Consider the following 20,016-nt stretch of genomic DNA (forward strand, 5'->3'; position numbering starts at 1 on the left):
TACCATGACAACGAACACACCGGTGTTACTCGCCGGACACGGCTCTCGACGCGAGGAATCGAACGAACAGGTCAAGGAAGTCGCGGCGGCCCTGGAGGACCGCCTGGGCGAGCGGGTCATGCCCGCCTACATCGAGTTGACCGAACCCCTCATCGACGAGGGGATCGAGACGCTGGCCCCGGAGGCGGAGTCGGTCACGGTCGTCCCGCTCTCCCTGTTCGCGGCGGGCCACGTGAAAAACGACATCCCGCTTTTCGTCCAGCACGCCCGCCAGGCCTACCCCGACGTCGAGTTCAACTACGGGTCGAACCTGGGGGCCCGCCCGGAGATGATCGAAATCGTCGCCGACCGCATCAGCGAGGCCGCCGCGACGATGGACGCCGACCCGGAGACCGACGACGTCGCCGTGGTCTTTGTCGCCCGCGGGTCGAGTGATCCGGACGCCAACGCCGAGGCCTACCGGCTCGCCCGACTCGTCCAGGAGGGACGACCCTACACCCGAGTCGAGCCGACCTTCATCGGCATCACCGAACCGCTCTTCGATCAGACCCTGACCGAGGTGAGTCGCCACGAACCGGACGCGGTGATCGTCATGCCCTACATGCTCGGCGATGGAGTTCTCAACCAGCGGATCGCGGATACCGTCGCGGAGTACGACACGGCACACCCGGAGATCGAAACTGCACACACCGACGTCTTAGGCGTCGACGAGCGGCTCATCCGGGCGCTGGAACACCGGGTCATGGAGGCCCGTCAGGGCACGGTCTCGATGTCCTGTGACCAGTGTATCTACAAGGTCACACTCGAAGATTACGAGGACGAGGTCGGCGGCGAGAAGGCCTTTGTCCACTCGCTGGAGCATACCCTGGCCCACGTGAGCGACGACCACGAACACAGTCACGACCACGGCCACGGCGACGGTCACGACCACAGTCACGGTGACGGAGACGACCACAGCCACAGCCACGGAGACGGAGAGGATGACCACGGAGACGGACATGGCCACAGCCACGGGGATGGCCACGGGCACGGACACGGCCACAACGAGGATGGTGGCCATGGCCACGGACACGACCACGGCGATGGCCACGGACACGACCACGGCGATGGCCACGGACACGACCACGGCGATGGCCACGGGCACGGCGACGACCATGGCCATAAACACGGCCACGGGGACTGTGACGGCCACGGCAACTGTGGCGGCCACGAGTAGCTCGGCCTGACTAGTCGTTCGCGGATTTTCTGACGGCCTGAACCGAGGCTTCGGAGAGCTCTTCGAGTGGGATCGCTCGCGCCCCGGCGGCGGTCACCAGGTCGTCGATGAGGGCGGCCCGGTCCCCCGGTTGACTCGCGTCGACCACCAGCACCTCCCCGGCCGTCTCGCCGAGGGTAGTGGCTGCCTCGCGGGTTGCCGCTGTGGGACTGCCCGTGGCGACGTTGGGGCGGCCGTCGGTCACCACGACGGCGACGCTCACGGCCGGGTCGGCCCGCTCGATCAGTTCGCTTGCAGTCTCCAGGCCGGCCGGCAGCGGGGTGCGATCGCCAGCTGGCAGGTCCTTGAGATGTCGCGCGGCAAGCGAGACGCTGTCGGTCGGGGGCAGGAGGACCTCCGCATCGTCGCCGGCAAAGGCCACGAAGGCGACCTCGTCCCGCTCCTCGTAGCTCTCCTTGAGCAGTTCGAGCACCGTCCCCTTGGCCGCCCGCATCGCGGGCCGCATCGAGGCGCTGGCGTCGACGGCGAACACCACGAGGGCCGTCGCCGATCCCGCCCGGACCGACTGGCGGAGGTCCCGGCGTTCGAGGGGCTCACTGCCACGTTTGGCGCCCTCCCGCACCGACGCCGCCACGTCCACGTCCGCGGCCGATTCCGCGGGTGCGGTTCGGATCCGCGGGCCGTCGGCGTCGACGGCCGGGTCAGTTTCGGCCCGGCCCGATCCGACCGGGTCGGCCTCCGACTGGGCGCTGGGGTCGATCTGGAGATCGGGGGCGGCACTCGACCCAGGTGACGGGGAAGCGATGCCGGGTGGCGGCCGGGCCGTCTCTTCGTCCGGCGACGCTTCCGCGTCCGGGTCGTCCTCGTCGCCAGTTTGGTCCGCGGACTCGCTGTCATCGTCGTCGCGGCCCGCTTCCTGCCCGTCGCCGGGTTCGGCTTCGGTCTCGCGGCCCCCCGTCCCACCGCTTTCCGACCGGGCGTCCGGCGGGGACTCGGGCTGTCGAGAACGGTTCGAATCACCATCCTCGGGGTTCGAATCGTCGCTTCCCGTTGTGTCCGAGTCCCCACCGCCGCCGGCAGTCGAATTGCCATCCCCCTCGCCTCGGCCCTGGCGCTGGTCGCGGCGCTGGTCACCGGCCCCGTCCTCGGGTTCAGCGTCACCCGCAGTCGACTCCTCGTCCTGGCTCTCTGGCTCCGGCGGTGTGGGATCGTCGCCGAAGTGATCAGCAAGCACGTCCTCCAGGGGTGTGTGGTCCTCGAACGGACGACTCTGAAGCCGATGGGGAAGCGCGTAGCGAAGCGCGGTCTCCACGTCGGCCTCCCGAACCGTCTCGCGACCGTCCAGGGCCGCGAAGGTGCGGGCCGCCCTGGCGGCGGCGATATCGCCACGATGGCCGTCAACGCCGGCGTCGACACAGACCTCGGCGATGGTTTCGGCGAGTTCCGTCGGGAGCGCGACCGTTTCGAGTGCTGCCCGGGCGTCGAGAAGCGTCTCGCGGAGCCGCTGGATGTCTTGCTGGTGGGCCGCGGCCGGATCGCTCGTGGGGTCACGTTCAAGCGCGGATTCGACGATCGCTACCCGCTCGTCGAGGTCCTCGCTTCCGGTCACCTCGACCTGGAGCGCAAAGCGATCCCGAAGCTGTGGTCGGAGGTCCCCCTCCTCGGGGTTCATCGTCCCGATCAGCGTGAAATCCGCCGGATGCGTCTCGCTCACGCCGTCCCGCTCGACCCGGTTGACGCCACTGGCGGCGGCATCGAGCAACACGTCCACCAGATGGTCGTCGAGCAGGTTCACCTCGTCCACGTAGAGAAAGCCGCGATTCGCCTGGGCGAGCAGGCCCGGCTCGAAGGTCGACTCGCCGTCGAGTGCATCCGAGAGGGAGAGCGAACCGACGACCCGCTCGCGGGTGGCCCCCAGGGGCACCGTAACCAGCGGGACGGGCCGGGTCTCGACCGGCGGATCGGTTCGCGTTCGACACGAGTCACACTGTCGAGCGGGGTCGTCGGGCGGACAGCCGTAGGGGCAGTCTGCGACCGCCCGCTGGGTCGGAAGCAAGTCCACGAGTCCCCGGACCGCCGTCGACTTCGCCGTCCCTTTCTCGCCCTGGATCAACAGGCCGTCGATGGCGTCGTTCGCCGCGACCGCGAGCAGCGCCCGCTTGAGGCGATCCTGCCCCACGATCGCCGGAAACGGGACGTCGGACTGAAACCCAACCATACTTGTAGTAGACCAACCCGAGTATAATAAGGATGTGTTCCATCGGGCTCTACACGGCGACCGACCAGCCGGTCACCGCGATCAGGGCGGCCGCCGATCGGCTGTCCGGGGTCGACCTCCTGGTCCGCTCGGGGGCCGCCCTGGACGGTCCGGAGGCGGTTTCGGAGTTCGTCGATCGGCTCGCTCGTTGTGACGTGGCGGTTTTCTGGTTGCACGGCTCCGAATCCCGGCTGCCGGACTTCGAATCCGTCCGCGAACGCCTGGTCGAACGCGGCGTTCCAGTCGTCGTCGCTCGATCGGGCACCGCTACGGGGGACACGGATTCGACCGTCGAGCCGGGGGTTCAGTCCACCGTCCGGGCGTATCTCGACCGCGGCGGGGTGCTCAACATGGAGAACATGATCAGGTACCTCGCCGACGAGTTCGACGCGGCCGACTGGCCCCACGACGAACCGGTCGATCTGCCCTCGACGGGCGTGTATCACCCCGACCATCCGGGAGCGACAGTCGAGGACCTCCGCGAAACCTTCGACCCGGATCGGCCCACCGTGGGCATCTGGTTCTACGAGAGCCACTGGACCTTCGAGAACACCCGGTACGTGGACAGCCTCGTCAGGGCCCTCCAGTCCGAGGGGGTAAACGCCTTCCCGGTGTTCACGAACCCGACCGGGGAGCGAGACGCCCGCTGGGTCGCCGAGCACTGGTTCAGTGACGAATCGGGTGCGGTCGTCGATGCGGTCCTCACGACGTTCATGTACTCGCTGACGATGGACGAACGGGGGCGTTCGGCGAGCGAACCGGCAGATTCCACGGCGGGATTCCTCGCGGCGCTGGACGTGCCCGTGGTGCAGGCGATGGTCTCGATGCGCTCCCGGGCAGCCTATCGGGCCGACGACGCGGGGCTTCCAGCCTTCGAGCTGGCGCTCTCAGTGGCCCTGCCCGAACTCGACGGCGTGGTCGTCTCCCACCCGATCAGCGGCAAGGAGCGGGCGGCTGGCACGTGGGACGGGGCGGCCGACGGGACCGCACCCCTCCTCCACCAACCACTCGAAGACCGGGTCGGGCACGCGGCCAGGCTGGTATCGAACTGGGCTCGGCTCGGGCGCAAACCCCCCAGTGACAAGCAAGTTGCGGTGGTCCTCCACAACTATCCCCCCTCGGACGACGGGATCGGGACCGCCTTCGGCCTCGACACGCCGGCGAGCCTGGATCGACTCCTGGATCAGTTGGCCGATCGCGGGTATCGAATCACTGATCGGCCCGCGGCGGGCCAGCAAATCGTCGAGCAACTGGTCGAACAGCTCACCCTGGATGCCCGGTGGACCGACCCCGAACAGCCCGAAAACGGGCTCACCCAGATCGAGCCGTCGACCTACCGGGAGTGGTTCACCGATCTGGATTCGGCCCTCGAAGCGGCCATTCGCGAGGAGTGGGGCCCGCCGCCGACGGCTCCGATCGACATTCCCGGGGTCGATCTGGGGTCGGTCGTGGTCACCGTCCAGCCCCCGCGGGGCTTCGAGGCCGACCCCGAGAAGGTGTATCACGACTCCGCCCTGCAACCGCCTCACGAATACGTGGCCGCCTACGGCTGGCTCCGTGAGCAGTTCGACGCGGACGCGGTGGTGCACCTGGGCACCCACGGCAGCCTGGAGTGGCTCCCGGGCAAGACCGTGGGGCTCGACGGGGCAAGCGCCCCGGACGGCCTGCTCGACGGCCTGCCGAACGTCTACCCCTACATCGTCAACAACCCGGGCGAGGGGACCCAGGCGACCAGACGCTCCTATGCCACGATCGTCGACCACCTGACCCCGCCGATGGACACCGCCGGCGTCCACGACGACCTCGCCGACCTCGAAACGATGGTCAGGGAGTACCGTGACCGATCCCGGGACGGGGCGAACGACGCCGACCTCAGCGGGCTCGCGACCCGCATCCGGGAGCAGGCCCAGGCACAGGACCTGGGGCCGGATCTGGGCATCGACGACCTGCAGCGTGTCGAAACGGACCGGCTGGTCCGTGAACTGCACGCCTACCTGACCGACGTGAAGACGAGTCAGATCCGGATGGGATTGCACACGCTCGGGGAGCCACCCGCAGGCGAACGACTCGTGGCGTATCTCGTGGCACTCACACGCTTTGCGAACCCCGGTGCGCCGAGCTTGCGGGAGTCGGTAGCCGGAGCCATGGGAATCGACGCCGAGCGGATGATCGAGGAGCCGGAGACCTACGACCCGGCACTCGACTGTTTCTATGCCGACGCCGCCGAAGCGGTCACGGAGCGGAGCCTCGAACTCGTGGAAGCGCTGGCCGAGCGTGACTTCGAAGTCACGAGAGGGGAAATCGAGGCGCTTTCCGAGGATCTCCCGGTGCTCGGCGAGAAACGTGATCCGGAGGCGGTCGCGGATCTTCAGGCCGTCCTGCGGTACATCGCGGCTGAGCTGGTCCCCCGGATCGAGGCCGCAGCGGACGAACTCACGAACACGGCCGCCGCGCTCGCCGGACAGTACGTCCCGCCGGGCGGAAGTGGGGCCCCGACCCGGGGGAACGCAGATCTCCTGCCCACGGGCCGGAACTTCTACACCCTCGATCCGCGCCGCGTGCCCTCGAAGGCAGCCTGGCAAGTCGGCCAGTCGGTCGCCGACGGCGTCCTCGATCGCCATCTGAACGAGGAGGGGGCGTATCCCGAGGAGGTCGGCGTGGTCGCCTGGGGGACCCCGACGGTTCGGACCCGGGGCGAGACGATCGCCCAGATCCTCGCGCTGCTTGGCGTCGAGCCAGTCTGGACTGACGCCGGCCGGGTCGAGTCGGTCGAACCGGTCCCCCTCGATGACCTGGGCCGCCCCCGGATCGACGTGACGACCCGAATTTCGGGCCTGTTCAGGGACGCGTTCCCCAGCGTGGCCGGACTCGTCCAGGAGGCCGTGGAGACGGTCGCCAGTCTCGACGAGCCGCCGGCAAAGAACTTCGTCCGCAAGCACGCACTCGAAGCGGCAGGGGAAACGGCCGGCGGGGCTGGTGATCTGGACCTGAAGCGGGTCTTCACGACCCGGCCCGGCGGCTACGGGTCCGGGACGAACAAGGCGATCACCACTGGCGAGTGGACGGACGAGAGTGACCTCGCGGACGTGTTCGTGAACTGGGGCGGCTACGCCGTGGACGGCGACGGCGAGGTCGAAGCGGCCCACGACGCCCTGGAGGACCGACTCGAACGGATCGAGGCGACAGTGAAACTCGAAGACACCGCCGAACAGGACGAGTTCGACAGTTCGGACTGGTATGCCTTCCACGGCGGGCTCAAGCGGGCCGTGGCCGACCGGAGCGGCAGCGAACCGGCCTCCTACGTGGGGGACGCGAGCGACCCGGACCGACCGCAGATCTACACCAACGAGGAGAAACTCAGACAGACGATGCGCACCAGAGTACTCAACCCCGACTGGATCGACAGTATGGAAGCACACGACTACAAGGGCGCGGGCGACCTCGCGACCACCGTCGAGATCACGCTGGGCTGGGCGGCGACCACCGACGCAGTCAGCGACACGCTGTGGGAGCAGGTGGCAGACGCGTATGCCTTCGACGAGGATCGACAGGAGTGGTTCATGGACGAGAACCCGTGGGCCCTGGAGCACGTGACCGAGACACTGCTGGAGGCCATCGACCGGGACCTCTGGGCGGCCGACCAGGAGACGATCGACCGGCTTCGGGACCTCCAGTTGTCGGTCGACGGCGAACTCGAAGCGGACCCGGAGGTGGCCCGATGACGGACGCCTCCGAAACGGACCTCGGCGCGACGACCGAGGACGGGGACGCGATCGCCGAAGCGAGTCTCGACATCGTCTCGAAACTCGTTCCGGGGGACACGCTGCCGGACCGGTTCCGTCGCAAGGCCGTCCACGCGACCGGCGACCCCGAGTTCCAGTATCTCATGCGGTTCGGCAACGATCCCATCCACAGCGGGGCCGAAGCCGTGCTGTCGGGCGCCCCGATCATCACCGACGTGAACATGCCCCGTCACGGCATCACCGACCGGGGACATGACTGCGAGAAGTACACGGCACTGGGCGAGGGGGACGACCGCGCCGAGGAGACGGGAATCACTCGGACCGAAGCCGGCGTGATCGCACTCGACGAGCAGGGCGTCTATGACGACGCCATCGCGGTGATCGGCAACGCGCCGACCGCGGCGCTTTCCCTCGCCGAACGGATCGAAGCGGGAACCCGACCCGCAGCGGTCGTCGCGACACCGGTCGGCTTCATCAAGGCCGCCGAGAGCCGGGCACGGCTCCGGGAAGCCGGCGAGGCAACTGGCGTCCCGACGATCACGAACGTGGGCCGACGCGGCGGGAGTGGGCTGGCTGCAGCGCTTACGAACGAGCTCATTCACGTCGCATCGGATATCGGGGACGGGGTGATCGAAGTATGAGCGAGTACGACCTCGATTCGGGGCCCGATCCGGCCGACGCGGCCGCCGCCGAGCCGGAGGACCCAGCAGCACAGAATCCGGTGATCGCGGTCGGGATCGGGCCGGGTAACACCGACTTCCTCACGAAACGTGGCCGGGACGCGATCGCGCAGGCGGACGTGGTCGTCGGCTTCGGCACCGTCGTCGAGATGGTCGCCGAACTCACCGACGCGGAGTTGCTGACCTGTGGATACAAGGACGAGGCCGAAGCCCTCGCGGCCTTCGGCGAGCGGGTCGCCGAGGGAGCCAAGGGCGTGGCCGTGCTCATGGGCGATCCGAACCACTCGGGGTATCAGTTCCTCGGGAAGGTCGAGAACGCGGTCGACCGGCCGGTCCAGGTCGTCCCGGGGATCTCGGCGATTCAGGTGGCGGCGAGTCGGGCCCGGACGCCCATGGAGGACACCCGGTTCGTCACGCTGCACAAGTCCGGGGACATCGAGCCCGGTCTACAGCGCCTGCGGGCGGTCGTCGGCGAGCGCAACCTCCTGGTGCTTCCCAGACCGTACGACGTGATGCCCGGCGACATCGCTGCCGACCTGCTCGATTCGGGTGCGGATCCCGAACTCGACACGCTCGTCCTGGAAGAACTCACCCACGAGAGCGAGACGGTGACCCGGCTCACGCTGGGGGAACTGGCCAAACATGCCGGCGGTGACGGCCCAGAGGACACGCCTTTCTCCGACCTCTCGGTGCTTTCGGTTCGCGCCCCGCGGTAGTCGTGTACAACAACTGAGATTGGTGTATCTCAACCGTAATTGTTTACCTTTTCCTCCCGGTAGCAACGAGCAAGAATGGAGCCAGCAGACCAAAACGACGGGGCTGGGGGACGGGCCGAAGCCGTCAGGGATCGGGAGTCGACTCGACTCGACCGACGAGGGTTTTTGAGCACGGCCGGCGCGGCCCTCGCGACGGGTTCGCTGGCTGGCCTGGCCGGGTGTTCGGGCGGGGAGACAGAACCCACACTCTCCATCGGGTACAAGCCGAAGTTCGCGGCCCTGCAGTACCTCGTGATGAGCGAGGCGGGCTATCTTTCGGAACTCGATGCAACCGTCGAGCCGACGAACTTCGCGGGGACGGACGCGTCGATCATCTCGGCGTTCGCCGACGGCAACCTCGACGTCGGCTTTTTCGGGGTCACCCAGACCCTCAAGATGATCGAGAAGGGGGTCCCGGCGACCGGTGTCGCCGCGAATCACAAGAACGGCTTCGTCCTCGTCGGCGAGCCCACCTTCGCGGCGCAGTTTGAAAGCGAGGGGGCAGACGCGTTCCGAAAGCGTAGCGAGGACCGGGGCGAGCCCGTCCAGTTCACCACGGGCCCCACGGGCGGCATGGGCAACCTCGTCACGACCTACTGGCTCTTCGAGGAACTCGGACTCTCCCGGGATGTCATCGAGATCCAGACCATGGCCGGTATCAAGGCCATCCGACGGTCGCTGCTCTCGGGGAACGCCACCGGGACCGCACTCGACGAACCGACGCTGACTCGACTCGCAACCGAGGACGCCGCGGTCGAGTACCTCGCCGAACCCGAGTCCTTCCTGCCCGAGTTGCCCGGCGGTATCATGGTCGTCCGCGATGAACTCCTCGAGGAACAGCCCGGCCTGGCCCGGGGGGTCACCAGGGCCCACGTCCAGGCAACCGAGTTGATCAACGACCAGCCCGCCGAGGCAGCGGCCGCCGCGAGCGCGGCGATCGGTGACTCCCTCTCGACGGCGACCGCCCGCCAGGCCATCGACTCCGCGGCCTCCACCTACGTCTCCGACCCGCGGGAGATCGAGGCCGGGACCGGCGTCTTCGCCGACTACATGCGTTCGGAGGGGATGCTCGACTCGGAGGTGGGCTTTGCCGAGGCCTTCGACCTGGCGGTCTACGACGCGGTTTCGAACTGACATGGCAGTCGACTTCGACCTCGACCGCACCGAAGGGATCGACGCCGGGTGGTCAGGGAGCCACGCGTGGCTCGGGAGCTCCCGGCTCCGCCGAGGCCTGGGTGGGACCGTCCTCTTTCTCGGCTTCTGGTGGCTCGTGGCCCAGCCCCAGCCGGCCTACCTGCTCCCGACGCCGGTCGAGGTCGGCCAGGCGCTCGTGACCGAACTCGCCAGTGGGGCCGCGTTCGTCTATCTCGGGCAGAGCCTGCTCCATTACGTCCCGGGGGTCGTTCTCGGCGTGCTCGCCGGGAGCGGCGTGGGCGTGGCTGCCGGCTGGAACCAGGTCTTCGACGACGCGTCGGCCCCCGTCATCCGGGTGTTGCGACCCATCCCGCCGCTGGCCTGGATCGTCTTTGCCATCATGTGGTTCGGCTTCGGCCATCTGGGGGCGGCCTTTATCGTCTTCATCGGGGCGTTCTGGATCGCCTTCTACAACGCCTACAGCGGCGTGGAAGACGCCTCGACGGAGCTGATGGAGGCCGCCACGACGTTGGGCGTGGACTCGGACTGGCGGCTGCTCAAGCGGGTCGTCCTCCCCGATGCCACCCCCGCCCTCTTCACCGGGCTCCGGACGAGCGTGGGGCAGAGCTGGATGATGGTGATCGCCGCCGAACTCTTCGGTGCGCCGGGAGTCGGCTACGAGATCATCACGAGCGCCAACAACCTCGCCATGCCGCGGAGCATCGCCTATATGCTGGTCATCAGCGCGGTCTTTCTCCTCTCGGACTGGGCGGTTCGAAGCCTGGAGGGGCGGGCACTCGCGTGGCGACAATGACCGCAAATCACCCCAGCCCCGGAACGATCCGCTTCGACCGCGTCGAGAAGACCTACCAGACTACAGATGGCGGCTATACGACTGCAGTGGCTGACGTGTCACTCACAGTCGAGCCGGGAGAGTTACTGACGGTCGTCGGGCCCTCCGGCTGTGGCAAGACCACGCTGATCCGGCTGGTTGCGGGGCTAGAGGCCCCGACTGCGGGCCGCGTTCAGGTCGATGGCACGGACGTCCCCGGGCCAGCCCCGGAGCGACCCGTCGTCTTCCAGGAGCCCCGGCTCTTTCCCTGGCTCACCGCCCGGGAGAACGTCGCGTTCGGCCTGCGAGAGACAGATCACACCGAGGCGAAGATACGACAGCGGGCGGCCGAACAGCTGAAATCGGTGGGCCTCGGGGACGCCGGTGGGGCCTACCCGACGGAACTCTCCGGCGGGATGAAACAGCGAGTGGGGCTGGCCCGAGCGCTCGCCGTGCAACCGCCGGTACTGCTGATGGACGAACCGTTCGGGAGTGTCGACGCTCACACCAGCCGGGATCTCCAGGACGACCTGTTGTCAGTCTGGAGTCGGACGGAGCGGACGGTCCTCTTTGTCACCCACGACATCGGCGAGGCGGTCTACCTGGGCGACCGGGTGGTCGTGATGGGGACGGACCCGGGCCACATTCGTGAAACCGTCACCGTCGACGTGGCCCGCCCCCGGGACCGAACCGACCCCGCGCTCGCCGACTATCGCGAGCGGATCCTCGAACTGATCGACGGTAACTAAGGGAGCCACCCCCGTTGGGCCGGTATGGATCACGTCTCCCGCAACACAGTCGAGACCGCCGAACCGGTCGATGGCGTTCAGCTGACACTGCTTGCCGCTGGCGAGCGCATGAGCGTCCAGCACTTTCAGATCGAACCGGGCGCGACCGTCCCGGAGCACAGCCATCCCCACGAACAGGTCGGCTACCTCGTGGCCGGGGAGCTGACCTTCCTGATCGAGGGCGAGGAAATCGTCGTGAGTGAGGGAGACTCCTACAGTCTTGCGAGCGAGGAACCACACGGCGTCGAAAACCGAGGCGACACCGTCGTCGAGGGCATCGACGTGTTCAGCCCGCCACGGACCGATCCCGACTGGGCCTGATCAGGCCAACTCGTCGATCGTCGCCGCGACCCGCTGGGCGAACTCGCTGGTGCTTGCCTTCTCGCCGCCCTCGATCTGGCGGTGGAGGTCGTAGGTGACGTACTTCGAGGCGATGGTTTGCTCGACGGCCTCGCCGATCAGGGATGCCGCGTCCTCCCAGCCGAGGTACTCGAAGAGGAGCCGTCCCGAGAGGATCATCGCGGCCGGGTTGACCTTGTCCTGGCCGGCGTACTTGGGCGCGGAGCCGTGGACCGGTTCCGCGAGGACCCGCCCCTGACCGAAGTTCGCGCCCGGGGCGATGCCCAGCCCGCCGATCTGGGCCCCGGCGGCATCGGAGAGGTAATCGCCGTTCAGGTTGGGCATCGCGAGCACGTCGTACTCCTCGGTTCGGGTGAGCAGTTGCTGGAGCATGTTGTCCGCGATGCGGTCGTTGACCACGAGGGCATCCTCGGGCTGTTCGCCGTCCCGCTCCTCCCAGAGCGTGTCCTCGGTGATGACGTCCTCGCCGTACTCCTCCTCGGCGACCTCATAGCCCCAGTCGCGGAACTGCCCCTCGGTGTACTTCATGATGTTGCCCTTGTGGACCAGCGTGACCGAGTCCCGGTCGTTTGCCAGGGCGTAGTCGATCGCCTCCCGAACCAGTCGCTTGGTCCCGAACTCGGTGATGGGCTTGATGCCGATCCCGACCGGCCCATCGTGGATGCCCTCGGCGTCCATCTCCTCTTCGAGGAAGGTCCGGACCTGCTCGACCTCGGGGGTGCCGGCCTCCCATTCGATGCCGGCATAGACGTCCTCGGTGTTCTCCCGGAAGGTCACCATGTCCATCTGCTCGGGGGCTTTCACCGGGGAGGGAACCCCGTCGAGGTAGTAGGTCGGACGGACGTTCGCAAAGAGGTCCAGTTTCTGGCGGAGCGCGACGTTCAAACTGCGGAAGCCAGCGCCGACCGGCGTCGTGAGCGGCCCCTTCAGCGCGACCCGGAACTCCCGGATCGCCTCGACGGTCTCCGCGGGGAGGTTCTCGTCGTACATCTCGCGGGCGGTCTCACCGGCATAGACCCGCATCCACTCGACGTGCCGACCCGTCGCCTCCGCAGCGGCCTGGAGGACCTGCTTCGCGGCGGGGGCCACGTCGACCCCGATGCCGTCACCGTAGAGGATCGGGACGATTGGATTCTCCGGCACGTCGAGTTCGTCAGCGTCCGCGTCGTAAGTCACCCGCTCGCCGTCCGCGGGCACGTCCACGTGATCGTAGCTCATAGGCGACCGGAGAGGGGGGCGGGCCAAAAGGACTGCCCTTCCCCGGGACCGCGCAATTTTCGCCGCCGGGGGCCGAGGACACGGTATGCAAGTCCTCGCACACGGGGGCGCGGGAACCACCCCGGAGGAACCAGCGGCGCGCCAGGCGACCCTCGATGCGGCCGTCCAGCGCGGTGCTGAAGCCCCGACCCCACTCGACGCGGTAGAAACAACGCTCCGGCGACTGGAGGCCGATCCCCGGTTCAATGCCGGCGTGGGAAGCGCCGTTCAGAGCGACGGGGTGATCAGGACCGACGCCGGTCTCATGACCGGCGAGGGGCAGATCGGCGCGGCCGCCGCGATGGCGGGAGTCGAGCACGCCGCGAGCGTCGCGCGAGTGGTTCTCGCGGAGACACCACACGTCATGCTCGCCGGCGGCCGGGCCAGCGCCCTGGCCGCCGAGTTCGGCATCGAAACCGAGGCCGACCTCTGGACCGAGCGCTCGCGTCAGCGGTGGGCCGACGCCTCGCCACCCGAGGGCGGTCCGCGTGCCCAACTGGACTGGGTGCGCGAGCAGTTCGGCGGCCACGACACGATCGGGGCAGTTGCCACCGACGGCGAGGCCATCGCGGTCGGGACCTCGACCGGCGGCCGCTGGTTCGCGCTTGCGGGGCGGGTTGGTGACGTGCCCCAGGTCGGCAGCGGCTTCTACGCGAGCGAACGGGCCGCCGCGAGCGCCACTGGGGCCGGCGAGGACATCGCTCGGGTCACGCTCTCCCGGCTGGCCGTCGACCTGGTCGAGTCCGGTGCCAACCCGGCCACAGCAGCCGAGCGCGCACTCGCAGCGTTCGAGGAGCAGACGGGCTCGACCGCCGGACTGATCGTGCTCGACCCCTCGGGCGACCGGGGGACGGCGTTCAATTCGGCCGCGATGCAGACCGCCTGGGGAACCGACTGACCCGCAAGCGCTTTCTCCCTGTCGGCTGAATCCGGGGCCATGGAAGACGTGGACCTCTCCGCCGAGCGCTTCGAGAAGTATCGAGAGGCCGGACGGATCCTCCGGGAGACCCTCGATGCCGCCGCCGAGAAAGTCGAGCCCGGTGCCAGCCACCTGGACGTCGCCGAGTTCGCCGAGGCACAGATCGAGGCCGCCGGGGCCGAGCCGGCCTTCCCGGCGAACATCAGCATCGACGAGGAGGCCTCACACGCCTCCCCGGGTCGGGACGACGAATCGGAGTTCCACGAGGGCGAACTGGTCTGCCTGGACGTGGGTGTGCACGTCGACGGCTGGATCGCCGACGCGGCGATCAGCGTCGACCTGGGCGATCACACGGACCTCATCGAGGCGGCCGAGGAGGCACTCGACGCGGCGATCGAGGTCGCCGGGCCGGGCGTGCACACCGGCGAGATCGGGGCCGAGATCCAGGACGTCATCGAGGCGTATGGCTACAACCCGGTCGTGAACCTGAGCGGCCACGGGCTCGCGGAGTACGACGCCCACACGAACCCGACCATTCCCAACCGGGGGGTCGACACCGGCGTCGAACTCGAAGTCGGGGACGTGATCGCGATCGAGCCCTTCGCCACCGACGGCGGCGGGACCGTCTCGGAGGGCCAGAAGACCGAGATCTACTCGCTGCGACAGGAGCGCTCGGTGCGGAACCGACGGGCCCGCGAACTCTTGGAGGAGATCGTCGAGCGCTACGACCGGTTGCCCTTCGCGGCCCGGTGGTTCGAGGGGGCCCGGACCGACATGACGCTGAACCGGCTGACCCAGCAGAACGTCCTTGAGAGCTATCCGGTGCTGAAGGGCCCGGACGGCACGAAGATCAGCCAGGCCGAGCACACGATGATCGTCACCGAGGACGGCGTCGAGCTCACCACCGACTGACCCAACAGTTACCTCCGCCCCGGGCCATCCCCCGGTATGGACACGATCTTCTCGCCCTGGCGGATCGACTGGGTCGAGCGGAACCCGGCCGAAGACGAGATCGAGGGCTGTCCGTTCTGTGTGTTGCCCGAACGGGACACCGACCGGGACAGCCGCATTCTCGCCCGCAACGACCAGGCCTTCGTCATTTTGAACAACTATCCCTACAACCCCGGCCACGCGATGGTGGTCCCCTACGAGCACACCGGCGAATATCGGGATCTGGACGAGGACACCCTGCTGGGACACAGTCGCCTCCTCCAGCAGACCCTCGAAGCGCTGGATCGGGCCCTCTCACCCAGCGGCTTCAACACGGGATACAACCTCGGGGACGGGGCCGCTGGCGGGTCGATCAACGACCACGTCCACGCCCACGTCGTGCCCCGATGGCGGGGGGATACCAACTTCATGCCGGTCATCGCTGACACGAAGATGATCGTCGAGGCCGTCGATGACACCTACGAGCGCGTCCACGAGGCCTTCGGAACGCTTCCGGACGCGACAGTTCCCGGGCCCGATCAGGCCGTCGAACTCTGAACGGACAGCTCGCGGTTCTACCGGCCCGAAAACTGCCGATAACGGTTTTTCCCTCGCGAGCGAACACTGCCGGATGAGCGAACTGGCACTCACCAGCGCCGGCACCCAATCGATCCGGCCAGCGGTCCTCTACTGGCCGCTCGCCGTCTGGGCAGTTATGGCCATACTCGCGGTACTCAACGGCGGATTCCGGGAACTGGTCCTCGTCCCGCGACTCGGGACGTATCCGGCCCACGTCCTCAGCACGCTCCTGCTCGTGGCCGTAATTAGTCTGGTCGCGGCCTGGTACTTCGGCTGGACAGAAATTGCACACACCCAGGCGGAGTTGCTGCTCATCGGCGGGCTCTGGACCCTGTTGACGATCGGCTTCGAGTTCCTCGTCGGCTTTCTCGCCGGCGAGCCGGTGGGAACCACGCTCGCACAGTACGACGTGCTCGCCGGCCGGATCTGGGTGCTCGTCCCGATCGTGCTGTTCGTCGCGCCACTGGTTTTCGGCCGGTAGTCGGGAACACTCTTCCCCACGGCGGGCCTGGTTGGCGTATGCCCACGGTCCACGAACTGCGAAACGAGATCCGAGTCGCCGTCGGCCGACACGAGCGGATCGAATCGACGGGATTCACCAAAGAAGCGCTCGCGGCCATCTGTGCGGCCGTCGGAGCGCCGGTCGACACGAGCCGACTCCCGCCGAAAGCCGAGATGCGGAATCGAATCGCCAACGCACTCGAACTGGAGGCGGATTCGTTCGATCGGTCCTTCAGGAAGGCCGAACTGGAGGCGATCGCAAGCGTCGTGCGCGAGTGAGCGGGACACACCGACTGGCGATCGCCCCGTGACTACAGCGTATGCGGAACTGACGTTTCACGGACTCGACATCGGGCTGGTCGAGCCCGGCGACGATCTGATCGAGCGGCTCCTCGAAACCACGGCCAGGAGTGGTTCTAGACCGGCTCGCCGAAGGCGTAGAAGGTGTTGTGATCCGTGATCGTGACCTCGAAGCGCTCGCCGAGTGAGCGGTCCCCGGTCAGTTCGCCCGGGACGACGATCCGGTGGTAGGCGTCGTCGTAGGCCTGGATCGAGTCCCCCGTGCCTGGTTCGACGGCCATGACCTCACGTCGGGTGCCCAGCAGGTCTTCGTGGACCGCCCCGACGATCTCCGCCTTGCGTGCCGAGAGGTCCTTCGAGCGCTCCTTCTTGACCGTGCCGCCGAGCCCCTTCATGTCAGCCGCGTCGGTCCCCGGGCGCTTCGAGAAGCGGGTGACGTTGATGGTCTCGGGTTCGACAGTTTCCAGGAGATGCACGCTCTCTTGGTGGTCGGCCTCGGTCTCCGTGGGAAAGCCGACGACGAAATCCGTCGCCAGCGTCCACTCATCGAGAGTCCGATCGAGGGTGTTGACGATCTCGCGGAACTCCGCGACTGAGTGCTGACGACGCATTGCGTCGAGGACGGAATCAGAGCCCGACTGGACCGGCAGGTGGAGGAAGTTGTAGAGTTTGGGGCACTCCGCGAGGAGGGTGGCGATCTCCTCCCGGATCGGGTAGATCCCCCAGGGGTTTGCCATCCCGATCCGGACCCGGAAGTCCCCGTCGAGATCACAGAGCCCCCGGAGCAACTCCGGGAGCCATCGCTCGCCCTGATCGAGGCCGTAGACGCCCGTGTCCTGGCCGGTGATCCGGATCTCGCGGGCCCCCGCGTCGAGCAGTTCGCGGGCCCGGTCGAGGTTCCGCTCGACCGGCGGCGAGTCGATGCGCCCGGTCGCGGCCTTGGTGATGCAGTACGAACAGTCGCTCATGCAGCCACGAGCGAGGGGCAGAATGCCGATCACGCCATCCAGAATCGGTTCAGTGTCGGGCGTGACAGTCGGACACTCCCCGTTGCCGACGGCCTGGGGTACCTCGTCCCAGCCCAGCACCTGGGCGTCCACGCCGGCCTCTTCGAAGGCCGTCTCCTGGGCCAGTGCCATACAGCCCGTGACGATGAGATCCGTTCCAGAATCGAGTTCGGCGGCCCGGCGGAGCATGTTGTTCTCCGTGGTCTCGATCACGGTACAGGTGTTGAGGATCACCACATCGGCGGCCTCGGGTGACTCGACCGGCCGGTGCCCGCCGTCACGGAGCCGCCGCTCGATGTGGCGGCTCTCGCCCCGGTTGGCCGTACACCCGTAGGTCTCGATGTAGTACCGGGCCATCGACTCAGGGTTGTCCCGAACCCGGAAAAGCGTCGCGCTTGGGGCCGATTGGACGGCTACTCGGGCGCGCCCGACAGAATCTCGACCCCCGAACTCGCCCCGATGCGCTCGGCCCCGGCCTCGAGCATCGCCATCGCCGCCTCGTAGCTCCCGATGCCGCCGCTCGCTTTAACCGGTCGGTACTCGGCCAGGAGTTCGACGTCTTCGACCGTGGCCCCGCCATCCGCAAAGCCGGTCGCGGTCTTCAGGAAGTCCACGTCGGCAGCCACGGCGGCCTCGCCGGCGGCGTGTTTCTCCGCTTCGGAGAGCAGCGGCGCCTCGACGATGACTTTGACCGGGACGGCCACCGCCTCGACGATCGCAGCCAGTTCAGCCGTGACGGCCTGGGTCTCGCCCGCCTGGAGCCGCCCGACGTTGAGGACCACGTCGAGTTCGTCAGCGCCCGCCTCGACGGCTCGGACTGCCTCCTCGCGTTTGATCGCCGGGTCGTGCTGGCCGTGTGGGAAGCCGATCACGGTGGCGATGGTCGTCTCCGCTTCGGCCAGGTCGCGGGCTTCGGCCACGTAACACGGCGGAATACAGACGTTCATGCCCCACGCTTCGGCTTCCTCGATTACCTGGCGCACGTCGGCTTTAGTCGTCTCCGGGCCGAGAACCGTATGATCGATGTGTCCCGCGAGTTCGTCCTGGTTCATACTCGCCCGGACGGGCGGGACTGCCAAAAAGAGCTCACTCGACCATTCCGGGGGCCCGACCGAGTGCCGTCGCGAGTTCCTCGGCGAGGGCGCCCTGCAGGTGCGCCCGGTAGGCTGGCCGGGAGACGAGCCCGCGGCTTCGGTCGCTCACGGTCACCTCGCCGTGAACGACGTACGGATCGGCGTTCGTGACAACCAGTGATGAGCCCTCGGTCGCCAGGCCGGTCGCGAGGCTCACGTTCCCCGACCCGACGAAGGCAAAGCTGGCGGTCACACGACCGCTGGGCGCAACTGGGTTGTACTGGACCGAGCGCTCGCGAAGGTCGACGACCAGAATCGAGCCGTTCCAGTCAGCAGTCGGCTCGGGGGCCTGCTCGATCGACTGGAACGTGGACGAGAGTTCGGTAGCGAGGTCACCACGCAGCATCGAGGCGTGTGGGTCCTCGCCCAGGACGACGAGCTGAACCGGGCGCTCGACCGGCGCGGCCGCGTCCCCGAGCTGGCTCGTCCCGACCGAGGCGTTCGCCGTCGTCTCTGACTCCAGCACCTGGAAGTCCGCGAACGCAAAGAGGGCTCCCACCAGGGCGAGGAGCAGAACCGCGACGAGGAGGATACGACGGGCGTCCATACCTTACGTACTTGACACGCCATCCTGTAGTTACCGGTGGATCGGGGGCGATTTTTTGGCCCGTGCCCGCCAATGGCACCTATGCCCATCGAGGAGGTCGAGGAGACCGCCGAGGCCATCGAGACCATGGAGATCCGTGGGGCAGCCACCATCGCCGGGGCGGCCGCAGCGGCCCTGGAGAGTCAGGCCGCGGCGAGCGAGGCCACCGACCCCGAGGCTTTCGAGGCCGAGCTCCGGGCGGCCGCCCGGACCCTCTATCAGACCCGGCCGACGGCGGTGAGCCTACCGAACGCGCTGCGATTCGTCCTCCAGGACCTCGAGGGGGCGACCGTCGAGGAGCTTCGGGAGACCGTCCTGACCCGGACCCGGAAGTTCCGTGCGGATCTGGAACACGCCCAGGAGCGACTGGGCCGGATCGGCGCGAACCGGCTGCGGGACGGTGACGTCATCATGACCCACTGTCACTCCACCGACGCGTTGGCGACGGTGGAGCACGCCGTCGACGCCGGGAAAGACATCGAGGCCATCGTGAAGGAGACACGCCCACGAAACCAGGGGCACATCACGGCCCAGCGGCTCCGCGAACTCGGCGTCCCGGTGACGTTGATCGTCGACAGCGCCGCCCATCGGTATCTCAACGACGTCGATCACGTCCTCGTCGGAGCCGACAGCATCGCCGCGGATGGCTCGGTGATCAACAAGATCGGCACCAGCGGGCTGGCGGTCAACGCCCGTGATCGGGGCACGCCTATCGTGGTCGCAGCCCAGACGATCAAGCTCCATCCCGGCACGCTCACGGGCCATACAGTCGAGATCGAGATGCGTGCGGAAAGCGAGGTCATCTCCAAGGCGGACCGCGAGAAAATCGGGGAGATCACCGTAAAGAACCCGGCCTTCGACGTCACGCCGCCCCGGCACGTCGACGCGATCATCACCGAACGGGGCCAGTACCCACCCGAAAGCATCGTCTCGCTCATGCGGGAACTCTACGGTGACGTGGACGAGGAGCCCTGGGCGGAGCCGAACTGAGACCCCGACCGGCCAAGGACAACGCTTTCGGCCCCGGGCGGGCGAGTGA

General features: G+C 67.8%; 19 protein-coding genes. 14 read left to right on the plus strand and 5 right to left on the minus strand.

Annotated features, from left to right (window positions below):
* Nucleotides 1–4 precede the first annotated feature (4 nt).
* Nucleotides 5–1,216: a sirohydrochlorin chelatase gene (locus HSR6_RS09595; RefSeq protein WP_071933475.1), complete on the plus strand. Its 1,212-nt coding sequence runs from the start codon at nt 5–7 to the stop codon at nt 1,214–1,216.
* Nucleotides 1,217–1,226: 10 nt separating this feature from the next.
* Here the strand turns inward: HSR6_RS09595 and HSR6_RS09600 are convergent, their stop codons facing one another.
* Nucleotides 1,227–3,434 carry a VWA domain-containing protein gene (locus tag HSR6_RS09600; RefSeq protein WP_070365667.1) on the minus strand — a complete coding sequence of 736 codons (2,208 nt, stop codon included), beginning with the start codon at nt 3,432–3,434 and terminating at the stop codon, nt 1,227–1,229.
* Between the two features lie 32 nt (nt 3,435–3,466).
* Here HSR6_RS09600 and cobN point away from each other — a divergent pair, with 32 nt between their 5' ends.
* The 7 genes from cobN (at nt 3,467) to HSR6_RS09635 (ending at nt 11,726) form a co-directional block, all read left to right on the plus strand.
* Nucleotides 3,467–7,195 carry a cobaltochelatase subunit CobN gene (gene cobN, locus HSR6_RS09605; RefSeq protein WP_071933476.1) on the plus strand — a complete coding sequence of 1,243 codons (3,729 nt, stop codon included), beginning with the start codon at nt 3,467–3,469 and terminating at the stop codon, nt 7,193–7,195.
* The gene (locus HSR6_RS09610; protein ID WP_071933477.1) at nt 7,192–7,857 is read left to right on the plus strand and encodes a precorrin-8X methylmutase; all 666 of its coding nucleotides are present in this window, start codon (nt 7,192–7,194) and stop codon (nt 7,855–7,857) included. Before cobN ends, HSR6_RS09610 begins: the two co-directional genes overlap by 4 nt.
* Nucleotides 7,854–8,612, plus strand: coding sequence for a cobalt-precorrin-7 (C(5))-methyltransferase (locus HSR6_RS09615; RefSeq protein ID WP_070365670.1), 759 nt, complete (start codon nt 7,854–7,856; stop codon nt 8,610–8,612). The genes HSR6_RS09610 and HSR6_RS09615 overlap by 4 nt, the downstream gene beginning before the upstream one ends.
* A 75-nt stretch (nt 8,613–8,687) precedes the next feature.
* A complete protein-coding gene (locus tag HSR6_RS09620; protein WP_083258930.1) occupies nt 8,688–9,785 on the plus strand; it encodes an ABC transporter substrate-binding protein in 1,098 nt (365 codons plus the stop codon).
* A gap of 1 nt (nt 9,786) precedes the next feature.
* Nucleotides 9,787–10,599, plus strand: a complete 813-nt coding sequence (locus HSR6_RS09625) for an ABC transporter permease (RefSeq protein WP_070365671.1) — start codon at nt 9,787–9,789, stop codon at nt 10,597–10,599.
* Nucleotides 10,596–11,366, plus strand: a complete 771-nt coding sequence (locus tag HSR6_RS09630) for an ABC transporter ATP-binding protein (protein ID WP_071933478.1) — start codon at nt 10,596–10,598, stop codon at nt 11,364–11,366. Before HSR6_RS09625 ends, HSR6_RS09630 begins: the two co-directional genes overlap by 4 nt.
* A gap of 24 nt (nt 11,367–11,390) precedes the next feature.
* Nucleotides 11,391–11,726: a cupin domain-containing protein gene (locus HSR6_RS09635; protein ID WP_071933479.1), complete on the plus strand. Its 336-nt coding sequence runs from the start codon at nt 11,391–11,393 to the stop codon at nt 11,724–11,726.
* Here the strand turns inward: HSR6_RS09635 and icd are convergent, their stop codons facing one another.
* Complete coding sequence (gene icd, locus HSR6_RS09640; protein WP_070365674.1) at nt 11,727–12,983, minus strand: isocitrate dehydrogenase (NADP(+)); 1,257 nt, start codon at nt 12,981–12,983, stop codon at nt 11,727–11,729.
* A gap of 85 nt (nt 12,984–13,068) precedes the next feature.
* Here icd and HSR6_RS09645 point away from each other — a divergent pair, with 85 nt between their 5' ends.
* From HSR6_RS09645 to HSR6_RS09665, 5 genes are all read left to right on the plus strand, one after another.
* Nucleotides 13,069–13,920 (plus strand): isoaspartyl peptidase/L-asparaginase, encoded by an 852-nt coding sequence (locus HSR6_RS09645; protein WP_070365675.1) that lies wholly within the window; start codon nt 13,069–13,071, stop codon nt 13,918–13,920.
* Nucleotides 13,921–13,959: 39 nt separating this feature from the next.
* A complete protein-coding gene (gene map, locus HSR6_RS09650; protein WP_071933480.1) occupies nt 13,960–14,853 on the plus strand; it encodes a type II methionyl aminopeptidase in 894 nt (297 codons plus the stop codon).
* Nucleotides 14,854–14,889: 36 nt separating this feature from the next.
* A complete protein-coding gene (locus tag HSR6_RS09655; protein ID WP_070365677.1) occupies nt 14,890–15,429 on the plus strand; it encodes an HIT family protein in 540 nt (179 codons plus the stop codon).
* A gap of 73 nt (nt 15,430–15,502) precedes the next feature.
* The gene (locus tag HSR6_RS09660) at nt 15,503–15,931 is read left to right on the plus strand and encodes a hypothetical protein (RefSeq protein WP_071933481.1); all 429 of its coding nucleotides are present in this window, start codon (nt 15,503–15,505) and stop codon (nt 15,929–15,931) included.
* A gap of 38 nt (nt 15,932–15,969) precedes the next feature.
* Entirely contained in the window at nt 15,970–16,230 is a 261-nt protein-coding gene (locus HSR6_RS09665) for a hypothetical protein (RefSeq protein ID WP_071933482.1), read from the plus strand.
* Between the two features lie 137 nt (nt 16,231–16,367).
* On the opposite strand, the gene HSR6_RS09670 is transcribed toward HSR6_RS09665, so the two are convergent.
* From HSR6_RS09670 to HSR6_RS09680, 3 genes are read right to left on the minus strand one after another with little or no spacing between them, the layout of a single operon-like run.
* On the minus strand, nt 16,368–17,615 hold the full coding sequence (locus tag HSR6_RS09670; protein WP_070365680.1) for a tRNA (N(6)-L-threonylcarbamoyladenosine(37)-C(2))-methylthiotransferase: 1,248 nt from the start codon (nt 17,613–17,615) through the stop codon (nt 16,368–16,370).
* A 56-nt stretch (nt 17,616–17,671) separates the two neighbouring features.
* Entirely contained in the window at nt 17,672–18,310 is a 639-nt protein-coding gene (gene deoC, locus HSR6_RS09675; RefSeq protein ID WP_071933483.1) for a deoxyribose-phosphate aldolase, read from the minus strand.
* Nucleotides 18,311–18,344: 34 nt separating this feature from the next.
* Nucleotides 18,345–18,938, minus strand: coding sequence for a hypothetical protein (locus HSR6_RS09680; RefSeq protein ID WP_071933484.1), 594 nt, complete (start codon nt 18,936–18,938; stop codon nt 18,345–18,347).
* A gap of 72 nt (nt 18,939–19,010) precedes the next feature.
* Between HSR6_RS09680 and HSR6_RS09685 the strand changes: the two genes are divergently transcribed.
* Entirely contained in the window at nt 19,011–19,967 is a 957-nt protein-coding gene (locus HSR6_RS09685) for a ribose 1,5-bisphosphate isomerase (protein WP_071933485.1), read from the plus strand.
* Nucleotides 19,968–20,016: the final 49 nt, after the last annotated feature.

The organism is Halodesulfurarchaeum formicicum (assembly GCF_001886955.1).
GTDB classification, from domain to species: domain Archaea; phylum Halobacteriota; class Halobacteria; order Halobacteriales; family Halobacteriaceae; genus Halodesulfurarchaeum; species Halodesulfurarchaeum formicicum.